The 19,290-nt window shown below is 70.3% G+C and carries 13 protein-coding genes and 1 pseudogene; 4 read left to right on the top strand and 10 right to left on the bottom strand.

Features of this window, described 5'->3' with window-relative positions; genetic code table 11:
- Window positions 1–634: 634 nt before the first annotated feature.
- Window positions 635–823 (bottom strand): hypothetical protein, encoded by a 189-nt coding sequence (locus NAEX_RS29890; RefSeq protein WP_096330885.1) that lies wholly within the window; start codon window positions 821–823, stop codon window positions 635–637.
- A 62-nt stretch (window positions 824–885) separates the two neighbouring features.
- On the opposite strand from NAEX_RS29890, the gene tnpB (NAEX_RS54675) reads away from it, so the two are divergent.
- Window positions 886–1,176: an IS66 family insertion sequence element accessory protein TnpB gene (gene tnpB, locus NAEX_RS54675; protein WP_143141455.1), complete on the top strand. Its 291-nt coding sequence runs from the start codon at window positions 886–888 to the stop codon at window positions 1,174–1,176.
- A gap of 202 nt (window positions 1,177–1,378) precedes the next feature.
- Here tnpB (NAEX_RS54675) and NAEX_RS29880 read toward each other — a convergent pair whose 3' ends face one another.
- Complete coding sequence (locus NAEX_RS29880) at window positions 1,379–1,702, bottom strand: transposase (protein WP_096330883.1); 324 nt, start codon at window positions 1,700–1,702, stop codon at window positions 1,379–1,381.
- 117 nt (window positions 1,703–1,819) lie between these two features.
- Window positions 1,820–2,947, bottom strand: coding sequence for a hypothetical protein (locus NAEX_RS29875; RefSeq protein WP_143141454.1), 1,128 nt, complete (start codon window positions 2,945–2,947; stop codon window positions 1,820–1,822).
- 540 nt (window positions 2,948–3,487) lie between these two features.
- On the opposite strand from NAEX_RS29875, the gene NAEX_RS52330 reads away from it, so the two are divergent.
- Entirely contained in the window at window positions 3,488–4,546 is a 1,059-nt protein-coding gene (locus NAEX_RS52330; RefSeq protein ID WP_211302498.1) for a transposase, read from the top strand.
- A 290-nt stretch (window positions 4,547–4,836) separates the two neighbouring features.
- Here NAEX_RS52330 and NAEX_RS29860 read toward each other — a convergent pair whose 3' ends face one another.
- From NAEX_RS29860 to tnpA, 3 genes and pseudogenes are all read right to left on the bottom strand, one after another.
- Entirely contained in the window at window positions 4,837–5,265 is a 429-nt protein-coding gene (locus NAEX_RS29860) for a hypothetical protein (protein ID WP_096330881.1), read from the bottom strand.
- A gap of 33 nt (window positions 5,266–5,298) precedes the next feature.
- The gene (gene tnpB / locus NAEX_RS29855) at window positions 5,299–5,628 is read right to left on the bottom strand and encodes an IS66 family insertion sequence element accessory protein TnpB (protein WP_211302497.1); all 330 of its coding nucleotides are present in this window, start codon (window positions 5,626–5,628) and stop codon (window positions 5,299–5,301) included.
- Window positions 5,629–5,810: 182 nt separating this feature from the next.
- A pseudogene (gene tnpA / locus NAEX_RS54670) lies at window positions 5,811–5,939 on the bottom strand (IS66 family insertion sequence element accessory protein TnpA); the annotation flags it as partial.
- Window positions 5,940–6,295: 356 nt separating this feature from the next.
- On the opposite strand from tnpA, the gene NAEX_RS29850 reads away from it, so the two are divergent.
- Together NAEX_RS29850 and NAEX_RS29845 are read left to right on the top strand one after the other, a co-directional pair.
- Window positions 6,296–6,652, top strand: a complete 357-nt coding sequence (locus NAEX_RS29850) for a hypothetical protein (protein ID WP_096330880.1) — start codon at window positions 6,296–6,298, stop codon at window positions 6,650–6,652.
- 130 nt (window positions 6,653–6,782) lie between these two features.
- Window positions 6,783–11,414, top strand: a complete 4,632-nt coding sequence (locus NAEX_RS29845) for a DEAD/DEAH box helicase family protein (RefSeq protein ID WP_245913828.1) — start codon at window positions 6,783–6,785, stop codon at window positions 11,412–11,414.
- A gap of 204 nt (window positions 11,415–11,618) precedes the next feature.
- Here the strand turns inward: NAEX_RS29845 and NAEX_RS50885 are convergent, their stop codons facing one another.
- From NAEX_RS50885 to NAEX_RS29830, 4 genes are read right to left on the bottom strand one after another with little or no spacing between them, the layout of a single operon-like run.
- Window positions 11,619–12,647, bottom strand: a complete 1,029-nt coding sequence (locus NAEX_RS50885) for a Wadjet anti-phage system protein JetD domain-containing protein (RefSeq protein WP_170136107.1) — start codon at window positions 12,645–12,647, stop codon at window positions 11,619–11,621.
- Window positions 12,644–16,978, bottom strand: coding sequence for a coiled-coil domain-containing protein (locus NAEX_RS50880; RefSeq protein ID WP_170136106.1), 4,335 nt, complete (start codon window positions 16,976–16,978; stop codon window positions 12,644–12,646). The genes NAEX_RS50885 and NAEX_RS50880 overlap by 4 nt, the downstream gene beginning before the upstream one ends.
- 5 nt (window positions 16,979–16,983) lie before the next feature.
- On the bottom strand, window positions 16,984–17,727 hold the full coding sequence (locus tag NAEX_RS29835) for a hypothetical protein (protein ID WP_096330879.1): 744 nt from the start codon (window positions 17,725–17,727) through the stop codon (window positions 16,984–16,986).
- Window positions 17,724–19,154 carry a hypothetical protein gene (locus NAEX_RS29830; RefSeq protein ID WP_143141453.1) on the bottom strand — a complete coding sequence of 477 codons (1,431 nt, stop codon included), beginning with the start codon at window positions 19,152–19,154 and terminating at the stop codon, window positions 17,724–17,726. Before NAEX_RS29830 ends, NAEX_RS29835 begins: the two co-directional genes overlap by 4 nt.
- Between the last annotated feature and the right edge of the window lie 136 nt (window positions 19,155–19,290).

Genomic DNA, 19,290 nt, shown 5'->3' with positions numbered 1-19,290 from the left:
TCAATGACTTTGAGACACGGTGCTGGTCATGTTAAGTGAGTGGGAGAATCGCCAGGGTAACAGTCCGGCAGTGGATCGGTCGTGATGCACCTGTGCGTAAGGACATGCACTTCGTGTTCGTGAAGGCGGTCGGGGCGGCGCGGAGGGTTGATGTAGACCGCGGCGGGAGGCCGGCGCGGCGTGGGTCGTCCGCGGACGAAGCGCTCGGATGGGCTTCGCAGGCGGCGTGGAGGGCGGCGGCCCTGACGGTCAGGATGGCGTCGGTGCGGCCGTAATGCACATCGGCGGGGGCCAGGAAGGCGATGCCGGAGTGGCGGTGGTGATGGTTGTAGCCGTCGACGAGCTAACCAAGCGCCTCGGAGGTTCGATGTCGAACGAAGAAGAGAACGTGGACGAGCGTGGGGCGCTTGTCTTGAGGCCGGATTCGCCGAGGCGCGGCAGGTTCACCCTGTCGCTCTCGGACTCTTTCTGTTTCGAGGTCACCGAGTCCGGGGTCACGGGCGGCTGGACTTTCGGCCGCGGACGATCCGCGAGCGGGTGGCGCTGTGGCGTAGAATGTGGGGCCTATGACGGCACAGGAGCGGTGGGGGCGCCACGTCGCGGCGTGGGGATCGAGCGGACTGTCGTGCAAGGACTACGCGGCGAAGGCGGCGTCAACCAGCGGACGCTGACGTGGTGGAAGTCGAAGCTGCGGAGCGCCGGCGGCGCCCAGCCGGCGGTGGCGACAGGCTTCGTCGAGGTGACCGAGCAGCTCGCGGCGACCGCTCCGCCGGTCGGTGCGATCGAGCTCGACGTCGGCGGTGGCGTCCGAATCCGCGTGCATGGCCGCGTCGAGGCCGAATCCCGACGACGACGCGGATCTTCGTGTGCACCGAGCCGCAGGACATGCGGCGCTCCTTCGACGGGCTTGCCCTCGCGGCGAGGCAGGTCGTCGGCGAGGACCCTCGGAGCGGGGCGCTGTTTGTCTTCACCAACCGGCGCGCACGTCACCTGCGGATCCTGTGGTGGGATCGGAGCGGCTTCTGCTTGCTGTGCAAGCGGCTGCATCAGGCCCTGTTTCGGCTGCCCAGTCCAGGTGCCCCTTCGGACAGGTCGGTCGTCATCGACGCGCGTGCGCTCGCCGAACTGCTGCGAGGTGTGCCGTCGACCCGACGAGCCATGCGCGAAAACGCTTGACTCGTGCGCTGGGAGCTCTCGCGCGGGGTCTTGCCGTTGTGCTCGTTGAGCTTGCCGTATCGGCGGCGCCACTCGTAGAACTTGGCGCGGGCGATGCCCAGCCACTCCACGAACTTCACGAGCGGCACCTCTGTCTTTTCGGACAGCCTGTGCACGAAGTCGACGATTTGGTCGCGCTCGTCGTGGGGAACCCAGCGGTCCGTCAGGGCTCCCCAACAGTTGTTTTTGTCCGGACGAGCTCCTCGGTCACTTCGGCGATCACCTCGTCCTTGCGGGCCAGACGGGCCCTGAGCCGCTCGTTCTCCGCGAGCAGCTCCTGCTCCCGGCTGGTCTCGACGCGCTTGCGAGATTCCCCGAAGGCCGCCGCGCCGTGCTCGAACAGGTGGCGCAGCCAGCCGTAGAAGACGCTCGGCTGCAGCTCGGCGCCCTCGCAGACCTCCGACACCGGGACCTTCGCGAGGTGGTGTCGGCGCAGCAGATTGATATTCTGGTCAGGGGTGTGGTGACGGCGTGTCTTCTTGCTTATGGGCGGTCCTTGCCCCGGCTCCTTCTACCAGGTCGGGGCGTGTCCCATTCCAGCTGAGCCAAAACACTTCCTTCCAGGCCTGAATCTCATGTGCTGAAGGCATGTCCTGCCGACCCGTCAGAGCGGCCGCGTGGCGTAGCAGACGTCGTACTGGGGAAAGTCGTTCTGCTTGAAATACATCGCGTGCAGCAGCCCGTCGGAGAGCGCGAGGCCGTGCCCCGGCCCGATGTAGGTGCTCTCGCTGCCGTCGGGCCTGCGGATGTGCCACAGCGCCGGCTCCTCCTCGTACCACGCCGCGAACACCTCGCCCGTCTCGCTCGTCAGCAGGACCAGCTTCTCGGTCGGCACGGCGCCGAGCGTCGACGCGGCGAACGTGCCGCCCAGGCTGCGGGTCGCCAGCGCGGCCACCTCGTCGGTCGTGGCGTAGATGATGAAGATCGTCCCGGCTCCGTCGAGCGCGATCGCCGGGGTCACGTCGGACATGTCCGAGGCGATCTTCTCGACGACCCAGCCCTCCGGCGAGCTCTCGGCGTAGTACATTTCGTCGTTCGCTCTGCGGTAGACTACGTGACGCTTGCCGCTCGCGTCGATCGCCATCGCGGCGTTGCTGACGCTCACGGTCCCGCCCTCGACCTTCGCGCTCGCTATGAGCTCCTCGCTGTACCCTCCGCCGGGCAGGCGCGCCGAGTGGTAGAGATTGCCGGCTTGCAGCGTCAACAGCTCCGGCGACCCGTCGGGAGCCAGCGCGAGCGCAAAATCGTACGGCTCGGGCGCCACCTCCTCCTCCAGCCACTCGTCGCCGCTGCGCAGCATGAGCGAGGTCGTTCCCCAGGTCGACACGACGGCGAAGCCGATCACCGGCGCGCCCTCGTGATACACCAGCGCCGCCCCCTTTAACGGATAGCTGCCGAGGCCCTCGACCTTTTCGGCGCGGAAAGTGTCGCCGTCTCGTACCGCGTACATCAGCTCGCGCTCGCCCCTGTACACGAAGCCGCCACCGTCGCCGCTCATGGCAAAGGCGTACGTCGAGCCGATGGCAAAGCTCCCCCAGAGTCCTTTCTCGGCGACCACCGAGACGTCCCATTCGCCCGTGAACGAGAACAGGCAGGGGCCTTCGACCTCGTCGCCGGTCTCGCTGCCGCCGGTGTCCGGACCGCGCGTCATCCCATCCGACTCGCCCATCGCTCCGCCCGACCCTCCACAGGCGGCCGCCACGATCGCGGGCAGCAAGAACCCGAATCTCATGGACCGAGCGAGCCCGCGTGTTCGCAGCGAGGTCATCTTCATGCCGGCGACTTTACCGACAAGCCGGCGCGCTGACTACCGATGAGCCGGGCGCGGCCACGAGCACCGTGCCCGCTCCTCACGGGGTGGGCGGCGCCAGGTAGCGGTCCGTCGTGCGCCGCCGAACGGCAGGGCCGGCGCCGAGACTGGCGCCCCTAGTGCTGCCCGGCTGAAAACGCCAGAAGTTTGGAGCGGATTCGCACCCGGGGTACTTGGACAGGCGGAAGACCACCATGGCACGGACGGCCCCCAGGATCCTCGTCTCCGAACGACAGCGGCGCATCCTCGACAAGCTCGAGCGGAGCCACAAGACCCACAGCAACTGGTCCCGAGGGTGCAAATCGTGAAGTTGTCCGGGCAAGGCGTTCCGAACAACGAGCAGGCGGTGGAGCTCGACATGGGACCCGAGGCGATCGGCCGATGGCGACACCGGTGGCGGAGCCGCCAAGCTGAACTGCCGCTGCGGAGGAGAGCGGCGTCAGCGACCTCGAGCTCGAGCGCTTGATCCTCAAGGTACTTGCGGACGGACCGCGGACGGGCGCGCCGCCCCGATTCGAGGCCCATCAGGTGGCACAGATCTTCGCGTTGGCGTGCGAGCCCCCGGAGAAGAGCGGCGTCCCCTTCAGCCACTGGACGCCGGGAGCGCTCGCACAAGAGCTGGTGAAACGAGGGATCGTCGACTCGATCTCCGCGCGCCAGGTCGGCCGATTTTTAGAGGGAGGCCGACATCCGGCCGCACAGGGTCAAGTACTGGCTGCGAAACACGCCCGCGGACCCGGAGCGCTTCGCCGGGTGGTCCGGACCATCTGCGAGCTCTACGAGCAGGCGACGACTCTCCACGAGCAGGGCGTCCATCTCATCAGCTGTGACGAGAGGACCGGCATCCAGGCGCTCGAGCACGCTCGGCCTGCGCTCCCGGTGCGGCCCGGAAGGATCGAGCGCATCGAGTACGAGGACGTCCGGCACGGCACGCTCTGCCTGACGGCGAATCTGGAGATCGCCACCGGGCACATCGTGAGCCCGACGATCGGTGCGCGCCGTACCGAGCAAGACTTCGTCGACCACATCGCGCGCACGATCGACGGCGATCCCGACGCACGCTGGATCTTCGTTCTCGATAATCTCAACACCCACAACTCGGAGGCGCTGGTACGATTCGTCGCCTCCCGCTGCGGCCTCGACGTGCCCCTCGGCGCCAAGGGCGAGAGCGGTGTCCTGCGCACGATGGAGACGCGCGCGGCGTTCTTGTCGGACCCGTCGCATCGAATCCGGTTCGTCTACACGCCGAAGCACTGCTCCTGGCTGAACCAGATCGAGATCTGGTTCAGCATCCTCGTCCGCCGCTTGTCACGACGCGCGAGCGTCTCCTCCCTCGATCACCTGCACGAACACCTGTCCCACGCCATCGGTGGGCGGTGCTGCGCCAGCAGCCGGGCCGGTCTGCTCGCGCTCGAACCGGTCGCTCGCCTCCCCGGGCCGGAAGAACAGCGTGTGGATCACCCGCAGCTCGGCCTCCGGAGCGCGGTCGAGCGCGAACCACGGCTCCAGGTTCCGCGCTGACGCTGTTGGCCGGGATCCTCCAGGGCCAACTGGACTCGCTGCTGTGCGGCCTCGCCTTCCCTGATGGCGTTCGCGGGCTTCTCGTGGCCGCTCGGAACCAACCATCGCCGCCCATCCTCTGCTGTAGGGAAATTCCCGGGCCACGCACAGGCATCACGCCGTACACCCCGTTGCCTCTCTCCATCCATTTGAAATCAGCGTCTCGCCGCAATTGATCGGCCCGTCATCCTCACTTCCTCGACGACACCTCGCCGATCCGCTTGAACGCAGCGAGGCCCTCCTGCTGCACTTCAGGCGGCAGCACCTCGATGTCGACCCGCGGCAGGTGCTCTGGCAGCTTCCGCCGACCCGTGGGCCGCCGCGGCGCACGCTCCCGCTCGGGCACGTCGGGATCGATCTTTTCGGACAGGTCGGGCGTGGGGCGTCTGCGAGTCGGGGCTGAGCAGCATGCCCAGGACCTGCAGCGCGAGCTGCGAGTCCGCGGCGTGTCGCTCGGTTTGCCTGCCGGCGACGATCCCCCGCTCGAGCGTCGCGCACCGCTCGAGCGTCTGCAGGTAGAGCTTGCGGTACTGCTCACGCTCCGCGGCGAGCCGCTCGCGCTCCGTCGTCAGCTGCTCACGCTCCGCCGTCCACTGCTCGCGCTCTGCGCTGAGGCTGTCGACCCCCGCCTCGAGCTTGCTCGCTCGCGCTTCGAGCTGGCGGTAGGCGGCCTCGTTCATGGCCTCTCCCTGATACTCCCCGCAGCGCAGGAGTCAAGAGCGATCTCGCGCCTGCCACGATCGCGGGGTCGAGGCGACGCCGCGCCGCAGCTCGTGGAGGCCGCGCCCGTCGACGATCATTGACCTGTCCGAAGGGTCATTCGCCGTTGGCAGCCGGAACAGCGCCTGGTGTAGCCGCTTGCACAGCATGAAGTAGCCGTTCTTGTCCCACCACAGCACCTTGAGCCGGTTCGAGCGCCGGTTCGTGAACACGAACAGCGCGCCGCTCCGCGGGTCCTCGCCGAGGACCTGCTTCGCCGCCGCAGCGAGGCCGTCGAAGCTGCGCCGCATGTCGAGCGGCTGCGTGCAGACGAAGATCCGCACGACGTCGGGATCATCGCCGCGTCTCCAGCACGTCGAGCACGCGCGCGAGCACCTCGGCCTCCACACGGCCACGCATCCGGACTTGCACGCGGCCGACGACGAGCTCGATCACGCCGGCGCGCCGCGAGTTGCTCGGTCACCTCGATGAAGCTCGCCGGCGCTGGCCCCGTCGCGCCGGCGCTCGCCAGCTTCGACTTCCACCACGTCAGCGTCCGCTGGTTGATGCCGGCCTTCGCCGCGTAGGCCTTGCACGACAGGCCGCTCGACTTCCACGCGGCCACATGGACCCGCCAGCGCTCCTGCGTCGTCATAGGCCCCACTTCCTGCGCCGGAGCTCCACCCGCTCGCGGATCGTCCTCGGCCTGAAGTCGAGCCGTACGGTATCGCCGGACTCTGTCACCTCAACCCAGATCGAATCCGAGACCAGCAGCGTGAACCTACCGCGCCTCGCATCTCCGGCGCCACAAGCAGCGCCACCGGGAGATCGCGCGATCGCGCAACAGGGCCTCCGCGCCGGCTTCGACCCCGGCCGGACCAAGCTTTCGGGCCGCCGGTTGCCGGGCCGCCGAGACAAGCGGAGTGAGGACGGAGACGGGCAAGTCCGAGCGAGGGACGACATCACGCTCGCCGGTGGCACTCGGGCGGTGGCCCCGTCAAAGCGCTCGACGTGAAGAAGAGGAAGGCGACGAGGCGCCTCATCAGCGAGAACTTCCACCACGGCTTGCTAGCGCTTCATCGGCACCTTCGCAGACGGCGTGGCCTCGCCGGCGGCCTTGGCCTGCCGCTCCATCCTTGCGAGCAGGTCGCGATTCATGCCGTTGTTCTGCGCGAGCGCCAGACCATCCGCGCTCTGAAGGAGCTCACCTTCCGCGAGGAGCTGCTCGCATACTGCACGCGTGCGAGCGACGGCCCACGGAGGAGGAGCCTCGGCGAGGTGACGTTCGATGTCGGAGCGGCTCGAACCCTGGTAGCGATGCTCTCGACGACCTCGTCAAACGCTTCGACGGGCTCTTGGGCCCCGTAGGCGCTCACCTCGGGCCCGTTGTATCGAAGCGCCGCCGGCGGAGCGCGACGACGCGCACTGGAAGAGGAGCCTGGGCCGGTCGCTCGCCGACGCCGCTCTGGCTCGCGTACACTCCCACTGAGGTCGCCCCGTGCCGCCCTGCCCATTCTGCGCCATCCCCGACAGCCAGATCGTGTGGTCGGACGAGCTCGTGATCGCGGTGCGGGATCTCCATGCGGTCTCGCGCGGCCACACGCTCGTCATCCCCCGGCGCCACATCGCCACCTGGTTTGACGCCAGCGCCGCCGAGCGGGAGGCCATCTGGCGAGCGGTCGACGCGATCAAGCACATGCTCGACGCCAGCGACATGCCCGACGGGTACAACGTCGGCTTCAACGCGGGGTCGGCTGCGGGCCAGACCGTCATGCATCTCCACGTGCATGTCATCCCGCGCTACGTCGGCGACATGGACGATCCGCGCGGGGGGGTCCGCCACGTCATCCCCAGCCGCGGAAACTACCTCCGCGACACGCCGCCGCTCGCTTCGGGCGGCGAGGACGACCCGTTCGCCGCGCACGTCCTGCCGCTCCTGGCGCGCGCCGAAAAAATCGACATCGTGTCGGCGTTCGTGCAGGCAAGCGGCCTCGAGCGGATTCAGCATCCCCTCGAGACCGCTCTGCGTGAGGGCGCCGTCATCCGGATCATCACCGGCGATTATCTCGAGATCACGCAGGTCGAGGCGCTCGAGCTCCTCCTTGACTGGCAGGCCACCCGGGGAGAGCGGGGGACGCTCGCGGCCAAGGTCGTCGAAGTTGCGACGCTGCCCGGCCGTACGCGCTCGTTTCATCCCAAGGCCTGGCATCTTGAAGGCCCTGCCTTCGGCGTCGCGTTCGTCGGCAGCTCGAACCTCTCGCGCTCGGCGCTCGACACCGGCATCGAATGGAACCTCCGGGTCGAACGCGACGTCGACGCCCGTGCCTGGGGCCGCATCCGCGAAGCGTTCGCGGCGCTCTGGTCGAGAGCCAAGCCGCTCGACGCGGCCTGGATCGCGGCCTATGCCGCCAGGGTTCGCGCCCGTCCTGCCTCGGTGCCGCCGGGCGAGGTCGAGGTCGATCCACCCCTAGCGCTTGCCACGCCCCACGACGTGCAGAAGGAGGCGCTCGCGTGCCTGCGCGCGACCCGCGAACAGGGCCGACGCCGCGCCCTGGTGGTGCTTGCTACCGGCCTCGGCAAGACCTGGTTAGCGGCATTCGACTTCGTCCAGCTGTGGGACGAGCTCGGCCGTGTACCGCGCCTCCTCTTTCTCGCCCATCGCCGCGAGCTCCTGCGGCAGGCGGCCGCCACGTACCGGGCGCAGCTGCGCAGTCGCAACGCCAACTCCCCCGTCGGCTGGTGCCTCGAAGATCACGCGGATATCGGCGCTGATCTCGTGTTCGCCTCGGTTTCCAAAGCCTCGCGCGCGCCGTGGATCGACCAGCTCGCCGCCGAGCGGTTCGACTACGTCGTCATTGACGAAGTCCACCACGCGGTTGCGGAGTCGTATCGCAAGGTCCTCGCACGTCTCGATCCGACGTTTCTGCTCGGCCTCACCGCCACTCCCGATCGTGCCGATGCGGCCGATATCCTCGGGTTGTTCGACGACCACGTCGCCTACCGCGCCGACCTCGCACGCGGGGTTCAGATCGGCCGCCTGGTGCCGTTTCGTTACTTCGGCGTCCGCGACGATATCGACTACAAGAATATCCCCTGGGGCAACCAGCACTTCGATGCGGAACAGCTCGCCGCTGCGGCGCAGACCGAGCGTCGTATGCAAACGCTGTGGGTGTCCTGGCAGGCCCACCCAGGCACGCGCACGCTCGTGTTCTGCTGTAGCGTGGCGCACGCGGACTACGCCGCGGCCTGGCTGGCGGCGCGGGGCGTGCGGGTTGCCAAGGTTTATGCGGCCCCGGGCTCGGATGACCGCGACCTCGCGTTGACGCGATTGCAGCGCGGCGAGCTCGACGCGATCTGCGCGATCGACATCTTCAATGAGGGCGTCGACCTCCCCGCGCTCGACCGCGTCGTCATGCTACGTCCGACCGAATCGAGCGTCGTCTTCCTGCAGCAGCTCGGGCGCGGGCTTCGGGCCGCCCCCGGCAAGCAGGCCGTGACGGTCCTCGACTTCGTCGGCAATCACAAGATCTTCCTCGAGCGTCTGCGCACCCTGCTCTCGCTCGGAGACCGCGCCGCAGCGCTCGCCACACTGGTCGCCACCGGCCGCACCGAGCTCCCGCACGGCTGCACTGTCGAGCTCGAGCTCGAGGCCAAGCGGATCCTCGAGAGCCTGTACCGCGTCGGCGGGGCTGAGCGCGTCGAACAAGCCTACCGGGAGCTGCGCGACACTCGCGACCATCGCCCGACCGCCGGCGAGTTGCAGCGTCTCGGATATGCGCCCGCCACCCTGCGCGCTCGGCACGGCAGCTGGTTCGCCTTCGTCGCCGCGGAAGGCGACCTCACGCCCGAACAGCTGCGCGTGCTCGACAACGGCTTCCTGGACGACCTCGAGACCACCGAGATGACGAAGAGCTTCAAGATGGCGACGCTCGACGTGCTCCTCGACGCCGGCGCGCTGTTTTCCGGTCTGCCGATCCGAGACCTCGCCCTCGGCGCGTGGAGTCGTCTGCGGCGCTCGCCTGAACTTCTGGACGATGTGCTCGAGCACGATCGCCTGCCCGAAAATCCTGACGAGTCCGCCGTCCGCCGCTGGGTCGCCTATTGGCGTGACAATCCCATCGCCGCGTGGACGAACGCCAAGAAGAAGAAACGGACGTGGTTCGTGGTCGACGAGAACGACCGCTTCCGTCTCGCGCTCCCACCCGATCCCGCGCTTCCCGGGCTCGTGCGCGAGCTCGTCGACTACCGTATCGCGCGCTACCGCGTGCCGATCAGCGATGACAGCTTTGTTTGCCGGGTAATCTGGAATAAACGCGACCCGATCATCAAGCTGCCCCAGCGGGCGACCGAACGCGTGTCCGGGCAAGAACTCCCTGTTCGTCTGCCCGATGGCTCCGTCTGGCTATTTCGCTTCGTCACGGGATTCTGCAAGGTCGCGCGGCCCGTCGGGTCGGATCGCAACCAGTTACCAGATCTGCTGCGAAGGTGGTTCGGACCCGCCGCGGGTCAACCCGGCACAGCCTTCGACGTCCGCTTCGTCGCCAGCCCCGACGGGCTGTGGTGCGAGCCGGTGCAGAGCAACCTGATCCCGTTCACCCGACGCGCCGTCGTCGCCTATCCGGACCTGCGCGCTGCGGCTGGTCCCGCGCTCGGGGAAGCCGAGCCGCCCGACTCCGAGCTCGTGCTACTGCCGGTCGAGGGGGATGCGCCGGATCGGTTCGCGGTGCGTGTCTCCGGAACATCGATGGACGGCGGGTCGCATCCGCTTCGCGATGGTGACTGGGCCATCCTCCGCTACTGCCGCGGCTTGCCGGCGAGCGCGCTCACCAACCGCGTCGCGCTCATCCAGCTGCCCGAGGGCAGCTCGTGGCAGCTCAAGCGCATCGTCCAGCGCGAGGGCCGCTGGCGCCTGATCTCCGACAACCCCGAGGGTCCGTCGTACGAAGCGACGGAGGACATGCTTGCGATTGCCCGGCTCGAGGGGTCGGTGCGGCCCGAAGATATCGCGCCACCCGTCGGTACGACGGTCACAGATCTCGAAGCCACCTTCGGCATCGACCGGCCTGCCACCGGCCGATGGGGCGGTCATTTGTTTGTGTTCATCGACCGTCCCGGCCAGCTCGTCGCCCCCGACCGGGTGCAAGTGCCCGTCACGCGCCGGCCAGCCGAGACGGCCTTCGTCCTCGCACAAACTGAGGGCGGATTCCAATACCTGGGCGTCGGGCGCTGGCAAGACGACGCGTGGAAAATCCCTGACGTCGACTACCGGACGTGGCAGCGCTGGGGTGACGGGCGCACCGTGTCCAGGGTCCTTCCAGATGGCAGCCTTGCCCGCGCGCAGCGAGTTGTCGACGTGATCCTCGCCATGCCGAACGCGATGCTTGTCCAGGGGGGGCGGCGTGCCCGCGTGCTCGGTCCGTCGCAGCGCGGCGGGCTGCGTATCGATGGCGGTGACGAAGGCTTTGCCGAGCGCTCGATCTCGCTGACCGATCTCGCATGGGTCGCCGTCGCGAGCGACGACGTGCGAGCCCATGGCGGCGTACTCGACGACGCGCGGGTCAACCGCGCGCGCTACCTCGACGGCACCCCCAAGGGCTCGACCAGGTGGATCGATACCGGCTGGGCGCTCGCCGCCTGGAAGCTCGCCGAGCCTCGTCTACGCTCGTTCGGGTCACTTCGTCCGGTTCGCGCCGACGGCTCGACGATCGACGCGACCTTTCGCCTGGAAGAGGTCGACGGCCGGCCCACCATCGTGTTTGAGGCGCGCGGGGGAACCCGCGGTTCAGCCGACGCACGCAATACCGAGTATGCTGAGGGCCTCGAGTTCATCCTCGAACGACTCGGTCAGGCAGGGTTGACTCTCGCGGATGCGGCGGTCGATACGCGCGAGACGGCGCACCTCCCCATCGAGGTACGACGCCTCGAACTCGGGGGGTATCCGGTAATAATCTCCGACCCTGCCGAGCTTCGGCGTCGCCTGAGTACCGCTCAAGCGAAGGTCGGCAAGGCGCCGGGCGCCCGGGCGGGCAACCCGACACGGCGGCTGCGCCTATGGCCCGGCGGCGCTGAGCTCGACCTGCCGGGACTGGCGGCGCTCCTGGGGGTAACGAGGGACGAGCCTACTGCGTGAAGCTCACGCGCCTGGCCGTCGGCCGTCTGCGAGTGACGTCCTGCACCCTGCAGGCAGTCGATTGGGTGATCGATGAGCGTCAGCGACCGCCCAGCGCTGCCTGTCCAGCGAAGCCAAAGCGCAGGAGTCCTGCGTGTGGACGAGAACTTTTCGGCTACAGATGCACGGTCAGGACGTCCGTCGTCCGCGCAGCCGCCCCAGACCTCATTTTTGACGGGGGGATTCCCGTAGTTGCTCCCATCCGACGAGCTCCTGCGGGAGGCGCCGACCGGCGACGAGCAGGGGTCTCACCCGGGCTCGGAGGCGCTCGGGGAGCCACTGCAGCCCTGACTCAGGAGCGTTCGGTTCGACGTCGGGCAGCGAGCGGCCTGCACCTCGATCGAGGAGCAGGTCGTACCATCGCTCCGCGGGCAGGAGGGGGAGAGCGCCCAGCGCCCGGGCTGCGGCCGCAGGGATCTGCAGACCCTCGGCATCGAGATCGCCAAAGTAGTGGATCTCAAAGGCGCCGAGCTCGACGACGATGCGGCCGAGGTCGTCGAGCATGCCGGCGAATGCTTTTCCGGAACCATAGACCACGGCAAGGTAGCCGCCTTCACGGGCGTTCCAGCGGCGGAACGAATCATAGGTGTGCAGGTTCTCGATTACGAGGATCGTCGTGGCATCGCTGGCGGCGGGCCCGGGCTCCCATACGATCGGGACCGGGACCGCGCGCACGCGCAGGAGCTCCGGGCCGAGGCCGACGCGGGCGGCCAGGCGCGAGCGCAGCAGCACGTCGAGGCGCTTCTCGTCGCCGAGGAGCTCGACCGAGCGCTCGCGCAGCGGCACCGGCTCGCGCCGACGACCGCCTTCGGCGAGGAAGCGCTTGATCTCGAGGAGGTCCGCGAGCACGTCGGCGGCGATCCGCGGCTCGTCGATCAGGCGCGCCAGTTCGGGCGGCCAGGCGATGCTGCGGTGGTCAATCGGGGCGCCTTCCGAGGTAGGACCTGCGAGTTGAACCCACCGCGGGAGCGGGGGCGCGGGCGTAAGGTCCCACAGGCTGCGCTGTTGCGGGAGCTGCAGGTGGCCCTGGTCGCGGAGGGCCGTGAGGTAGCCGGCCAGGGCCTCGCGTCCGCGATCGCTGTACTCAATCGCCAACGCGCCGCGGAAGACGTGCCAGACGTCGTCAAGCGCGAGGCGCCGGCGCTTGCCGGCGCGCTCGCGCAGGGCGAACAGGAGGGCCTCGGTGGCGCTCACGCGGTCCTCGCGTGCAGCCGCACGCCCTCGACGGGGTCGTGGTCGTCCTCGGTGACGTGGAGGTCGCCGGTCCGACGGTCGCGGTGGGCGTTGCGCAGGCGGATCGTGTTCGGGAGCACGGCGATCGCGTCCGGGTCCTCGACGCCGGTGGTGTAGACGAGCTGGACGCCCATCTTCTGCGCGATCGTCCGCTGCATCTCGAGCAGGGCGCGGTTGGAGCAGGTGCCGATCGGGTTGTCGAGGATGAGGGTGCCGGCGTCGACGACCGACCGGCCACGACCGCGGCGGCGGGCCCGGATCTGGACGATCGTGCAGTAGAGGAGGATCGCCGCGGTGAGCTGCTGGCCGCGGCTGAAGGTGCTGAGCAGCTCGACGGGGACCGGGTCGGGGCGGAGGATCGCGTCGGGCTTGAGCACCGTGACCTTGAAGGCGTCGTGGCGGCCGCCGGCGAGCTCGAAGATCGCCTGCTGCACGAGGTCGAGCGCCTTCGGCACGTTCGCCGCGTCCATGAGTCGGTCGATCAGCGGGGCGATCCGGGCCTGCTTGTCGGCGTCGCCGTCGGGGACGTGGAAGTCGACGCGCAGGTAGCTGCGGCCCCCCCATGCCCCGAGCGTCTCGGGCAGCACGCTGGCGCGGGCGGCCTGGCGCAGGACCTGGGCGGCGTCTTCGCCGAGACCGATCAGGTTGGTGATGAGGATCCGGCGGTGATCATCGAGCTCGGCGATCGCGGCGTCGAGGACCTCACGCGCTTTCTCGAATTCGTCGACGAACTTGGTCGCGTCGGCGGCGAGCTCGGTGGCGTCGGCCCGCAGGCGGTCGCGGGCCTGGTTCTTGAGGCTGGCGAAGCGCTCGTCGGCGGCGATGTTGCGGACGGCGTCGCTGCAGTTGCGCACGCGCAGGGCGCTCCGCTCGTCGGCGACGCGGGCGTTCTGGAGGCGCGAGCACAGGTCCGTGACGGACGACCGCACGGCGGTATCGTCGTCGGGCAGGTCCCGCGGCGGGCGCTCGTCGAGCTCGTCGGCGACGACGGTCAACAGCAGCTCGAGGGCGCTCTCGTGCGCGGCCTTCCTGGCCTCGAGCTGTTTCGCGGCGTCGTGGTGCTGCTGCGCCTCGCTGTGCCGGCGTTCGTGTTCGGTGGCGGCGACCTGGGCCTCGTCGCGGAGCTGCTCGACCATCGCGTCGGCGTCCCGGCTGGTGGTCGGCAGCGGACGGCCGTCCTTCGGGACGTCGTCGGCGTCGCGCTTGCGAGAGAGGTTCGTGACTGCCTGCTGGGCGGCCGCTTGCGCGTGTTCGGCCCGTGCCTGGTCGCGGACGGCGTCCTCGAGGGCAGCCTGCGCGCGGGCGAGCTGGCCCGGCAAGTCGGCGCGGGCGAGGGCGGCGCGGACCTCCGGCTCGTCGAGGCCGCGTTCGAGCTGCTTCGCGTAGGCGGTGCGGACGCGGACCAGGTCCCGCTGCAGCTGTTCGAGCTCCCACTGCAGACGGTTCTCGCTGGTCTTCTGCTCGTAGCTGGCGCGCAGCTGCTCGTACTCGGCCTCGGCCTCGGCGAGCGCCGGGATGTCGTCGTCCTCGTCGGCGCCGTGGTAGAGGACGGCGTCGAGCTGGCGGCGGATCGACCGGCGCTGGTGGCCGAGCTCGTCGACCCGACGCTGGGCCTCGTGGCACCGCTCGCCGGCCTGGCCGATCAACATGGCGAGGTCGTCGAGCCGCCGACCGAGGGCGTCGGACTCGCGCTGCAGGCGCTCGAGCTCGTCGGTCCAGGCCTGGAAGTGACGCTCGTACTGTTCGATGAAGGTGCCGACGCGCGCGGCGTGTTGCTTCGCCTTCGTGACCTCGACCTCGGCGGTCTGCCGCTCGCCGGCGGCTGCCGCGATGTCGGCCGCGAGCTGGTCGAGGCGCGCCTCGACGTCGGCGATCTGCTCGGCGAGCTGCTGCGCGTGCCGGACCAGCGAGGCGAGCAGGGACTCGTGGGCGTCGAGCTTGCCGCCGCCCCAGGCGGCGAGCCAGCGGGCCAGCTCGTCGGCGGCGGCGTTGCTGGTCTGCTCGCGGCGGCGCAGATCGGCGACCACGCGGCCGCGGGCCTCCTTCGCCTCGGTGAGCTCGTGGCGGCGGACATCGGCGGCGGCCCGGTCGTAGGCGGCGGGGTCGGGGGGCAGGACACAGGGGGCGGGGCCGCTCGGGCTGTCCGCGCCGACCCAGGTGACCTGGATCGGCGTCCGCAAGCGCATGTCGAGCGCCGGGAGGTCGCGGGCGACGGCGAGGTCCTCGGCGCGGAGGACGACGACGCCGGCGTGCCGGGCCGGATCCCGGGCGATGGCATCGCTGGCCTCGGCGCTAACGTGGTTCTCGGCCAGGTAGCGCAGGCCGGCGTGCGCGGCGATCTTGCGCGCTCGTAGCGTCCGCACGACCTCCGCGACGTCGCGGGTCGGGGGCAGGAAGCCGTCGGTGCGCAGGGCGTCGAGCGAGCGCTCGTCCTCGGCCGCGTCGACGCCGAGCTCGAGGATCCGGCGGCGGGCGGCCTCGGCCTGCTCGCGCAGCAGCGCCTCGAGGCGCGGGTGCTCGAGGTCGGCCTCGTCGACGCCCTGGATCTCGCCCAGGATCGGCGTGCGCCGCAGCCTGTCGCGCCAGGCCAGCGCCTGGTCGAGCTTCTCGCGGGCGCCTTTGGCCTGGGTCTCGATCCGACCGCGCTCCTCGCCGAGCGGGCGCAGCGTGGCGGCGAGCTCCTGGCGCTCGCGCGTCCGCTGCTCGTGGCGCCGGCCGGCCTCATCGGCGCGGGCGGTCGCGCGGGCGGCGAGCTCCTGCCAGCGGGCGAGCGCGTCCTCGGCCTTCTCATAGCTGTCGAGCGTCCTGTCGCGGGCGAGCGTCTCGCGCGCGTGCTCGCGCTCCTTGAGGCGCTGGCGGCAGGTGCGGGTCTCCGCCGTGAGGCCGCCGATCCGGGTGTCCGCCTGGCTCTTCTCGTCGCGGAGCGCCTGCTCGGCCGCCTTGCAGCCGCGGTGGTGCTCCGCGGCGTCGTGCTCGCGCTCGGCGTGCAGCGCGTCGCTGGCCCGGAGCGCGCCCCGCAGCCGCGAGCCGGCGCGCTCGAGCGACACCTTCAGGGGGACGAGCTCGCGGGTGCTGCGGTCGAGCACGGCCTGCTTGGCGACGACCTGGGCGGACAGCGCCTCGAGCTGCTCGAGGGTGTGGGCGGCCTCGACGGTGTCGACGTCCCGCCGGCGCCCGGCCCAGGCCGCGCGCGCCCGCTGGAGCGCCTCCTCGGCCTCGCCGGCGCGCAGGCGGACGGCGCGGCGCTCGACGCCTACGGCCCAGCGCCGCTTGAGGTCGGCCTCGTTGCCAGCGATGCGGGCCTGCTCCTGGGCGCGCTCGTGGTCCCGGCGGCGCTCGGCGGCGCGGCGCTCGAAGCTCTCCGCGCGCTGGCGGAGGGCCGTGGCCGTTCCGGCCGCCGCGTCGGTCGTCGCCTCGAGGTGGCGGCGCGCGGCCTCGCGGGCGTCGACGGCGGCCGCGAGCTCGCGCAGCGGCGGCAGGGCGGCGTCGAACAGCTGGCGCTCGAGCAGGAGCACCGGCCGCTGCTTCAGCTTGCTGCGGAAGGTCTCGAGGTTGGCCGACAGCTCGCCGGCCTTCTCGGTGTCCATCGCAAGCTGCAGGAAGAAATCGACGAACGCCCGGGGGTCCTGGAAGCGGAAGCTCTCGTCGGCCGCGCCCTCGCGGGTGTTCATCTCGATCTGGACCTTCATCAGGTCGGGGTCGAGGCCGAGCTGCCCGAGGTGCGTGCGCCAGGGCGACGGGGCGTCGGTGTAGAACACCTCGCGCGCGGGGTTGCGGCTCTTGTGGCCGGCGAGCCACTCGCGGAACGCCTCGAACGAGGCCACCGGCTCGCCGAGGCCGCGGACCGGGAGGTCGTCGAAGCCGAGCTCGGGCCCGGCCCGGAAGCTGAACAGCAGCTTGCGCAGCTTGGACTCGTCGGGGGAGCGCTGCAGCCCCTTCCAGCTGAGCACCTGACCGAGCACCTGGACGCGGGCCGGCGGCGAGGCGAACAGGTCGAGCCGCGGGGCGAGGTCCCACTCGCTGACGACGAAGGCGAGGTCGCCGTCCTTGACGTAGTCGGCGAGGCGGCGGCTCTTGCCCTCGGCGGCGCTGCCGAGGAACTCGCGGACGCCGGGCCGGATCAGCGAGAAGAACAGGTTGAGGATCGACGACTTGCCGCCCCCGTTGCGCAGCCAGAGCACGGTGTCGACGCCGGTGCCGTGGTGCTCGTCGCGGAAGTCGAGGGTCAGCGGGGAGAGACGGGCGTCGCGGTGGCCGATCGACGCGAAGTGGAGGCGCATGAGGCGAGGCATGATCGTTACTCCTGGGCGGCGGCGTCGCGGGCGGGGCGGACGCTCTGGACGAGGGTGAAGGCGTCGTGCGCGGCGAGCTCGCGCACGTGTATCCGGTAGGCGGCGAGGGCCTGCCAGGTGCCGCCGTCGTCGTCGGACAGGCGGCGGACGAGGCTCCCCTTCTCGAGGACCTCGAGGGCGTACTCGACCATGCCGTGCAGCGTGCTCGCGGCGCGGCGGCCGTCGGGGGTGGCGCGGGTCTCGGGGCGCTGGAGGACCGCGCGCCACGCCTCGCGCAGCTCGGGCGAGCCGAGCTCGGGGTCGTGCTGGCTGCGGCGTTGCAGCTCCTCGCTCAGCCGGACGACGTAGGCGACGACCTTGTTGGTCGAGAAGCGGAGGCCTGCGCTGTCGTCCGAGGCCGCGAGATCCTGGGCTGCCGGGAAGCACCACGCGGCGATCGCCAGCTGCACGAGGCCGTGGCACATCCGGTCCTCCACGCTCAGGGTGGTCCGACGGTAGTCGGCGAGCTTGTGGACGAACGGGCCGTCCTCGTTGGCGCCCAGCACGACGCCCTGGGGCGTGAACCCGAGGACCGCGAGGTGCAGCCCGCGCGCGACCGCGTCGGTGCAGTGACGCATGGTCGGGTCGGTCCGGTAGCGCTCGATGAGCTGGGCGTAGGCGGGCTCGCGCGCCGGCTTGAGGCCCGGGGTCAGTCCGAAGGCGACCAGGCGCGCCGCGGATTCGATGGTTTCGAAGTGGAAGGGGGTCACGGGGTCGGCACCTTTCGCAGGAGGACGAGGTCATCACCGGAGAAGTCGGGATCGATGAATTGCCGGCCGCTGCTCCGGATGCTGTAGCGGCGAGCGAGCGGGTCGTCGGGGTTGCCGAACAGGGCGAGCAGGCGGAGCCCGAGCAGGCGGAGCAACCGCGCCTCGACCCCGTCGGCGCGCAGCTCGGCGAACCACGTGGACAGCAGCAGTTCCTGAGGCGGGAGGGAGGTCAGCAGGTCCTCCACGACGGCGTGGTCGTCGGCCGTGAAGTAGGTGCGCGTGGCGTCGACGGTCTCGAGGTCCGCCAGCTCGGGCGCCACTTCGGTGTCGTCGCTGGCGCGCCGCGGGGCGAGCAGCTTGTCGATCAAGGTGCAGAGCCGGAGCTGCGGCGGCGGCCTGGGCGGCTGGAACCGGGCCAGGAGGCCGTCGGCGAGGGCGGCCAAGGCGCCGGCCGGCAGCTCGAGCGCAGTGCGGAGGACGTCGGCCTCAAGGTCGGGGTAGGAGGCAGCGAGGCGCGGGCGAAACACCTGACGGTCCTGCTCGCGCAGGTAGTCCTGGTTGGCGGGGATGATGCGGCCGTGGAGCTGCATGTGGCGGCGGTAGCACTCCTCCACGGTGTCGCGGAGGCGGGCGAGCGCGCCGGCGTCGCTGTCGCCGGCCGCGTCGAGTCGATCCTCGATGCTGCGCAGGAGGTCGTGATCGTGGCGCTGGCGGTCCTCGAGGTGGGCCCGCGCGCCGGCGAGGAAGGCCAGGACCTCGTGGATCCAGTCGACCTGCGTGACGTCGCGGCGGGCGGTCTCGAGGTAGGCCTGGATCTTCTGCTCGTACTCGATGCTGCGCATGCGGTAGCGCTGGGCCGTCTTGACCGCGTCGGCGATCAGGCCCCGATGGATCTGCGAGCGCAGCACCGCCTCCTCGGCGATCTGGGCGTCCTCGACGGGGTACTCGAGCATGCCCGCGTAGATGTTGATCGCCTCGGTCGTCGCCTTGAGGACGATCGTGCCGTCACCGAGCTCGGACTCGCGGAGCAACCGCAGGCAGATCTCGCGGTGGACCACGCGCTCGCCGTCGAAGGCGGCGTAGCGCTCGCGGAACTCGCGTCGGCGGTCGCGCTCGTTGAGCAGGTCGAGCACGGCCGCCTCGGCGACGCCGCGGCGCTCGGCCGGGCTCAGGTCGGGGCGCATGCGGCCGACGATCGGCTCGAGCTCGTCGCACAGCTCGTCGTGCGTCATGCCCGTGCCGAGACCCATCCGCTCGATCGTCAGGTCGAGGGCCCGCAGGCACAGCGCGCGAAGGTCGATGCCCTCGAGGTCGTCGTCGCGGTGGACCTTCACCGCCTCGATGCGGTGCAGCGGTCCGAGGCGCACGAGGGTGCGCAGGCGGCGGGTCACGGCGTCTTGCCAGTTGTCAGGCGCGACTTCGCTCATGGTCCCGGAGCCTAACGGAACCGGCTGACAGCGGGTAGCCACGCGGCGCCGCCATGCGGTGTCGACGCTGCGGCCTCGCGGTGGGCCGCGGCGTATCGGGCGAAAGACGGGGCGAGTCGGGGGCATTTCTTGTCGG

It is taken from the genome of Nannocystis exedens (assembly GCF_002343915.1).
Taxonomy (GTDB): Bacteria; Myxococcota_A; Polyangia; order Nannocystales; family Nannocystaceae; genus Nannocystis; species Nannocystis exedens.
The sequence above is the reverse complement of the archived record's forward strand: the minus strand, read 5'-3'. Positions and strand labels throughout refer to the sequence as shown.

Coding starts and splice junctions, on each gene's coding strand:
- NAEX_RS29830 (WP_143141453.1), bottom strand. CDS start 19,154: ATGAGCGAAGTCGCGCCTGACAACTGGCAAGACGCCGTGACCCGCCGC.
- NAEX_RS50880 (WP_170136106.1), bottom strand. CDS start 16,978: ATGCCTCGCCTCATGCGCCTCCACTTCGCGTCGATCGGCCACCGCGAC.
- NAEX_RS29860 (WP_096330881.1), bottom strand. CDS start 5,265: ATGAACGAGGCCGCCTACCGCCAGCTCGAAGCGCGAGCGAGCAAGCTC.
- tnpB (WP_143141455.1), top strand. CDS start 886: ATGCGGCGCTCCTTCGACGGGCTTGCCCTCGCGGCGAGGCAGGTCGTC.
- NAEX_RS29875 (WP_143141454.1), bottom strand. CDS start 2,947: ATGAGATTCGGGTTCTTGCTGCCCGCGATCGTGGCGGCCGCCTGTGGA.
- NAEX_RS29890 (WP_096330885.1), bottom strand. CDS start 823: ATGCACGCGGATTCGGACGCCACCGCCGACGTCGAGCTCGATCGCACC.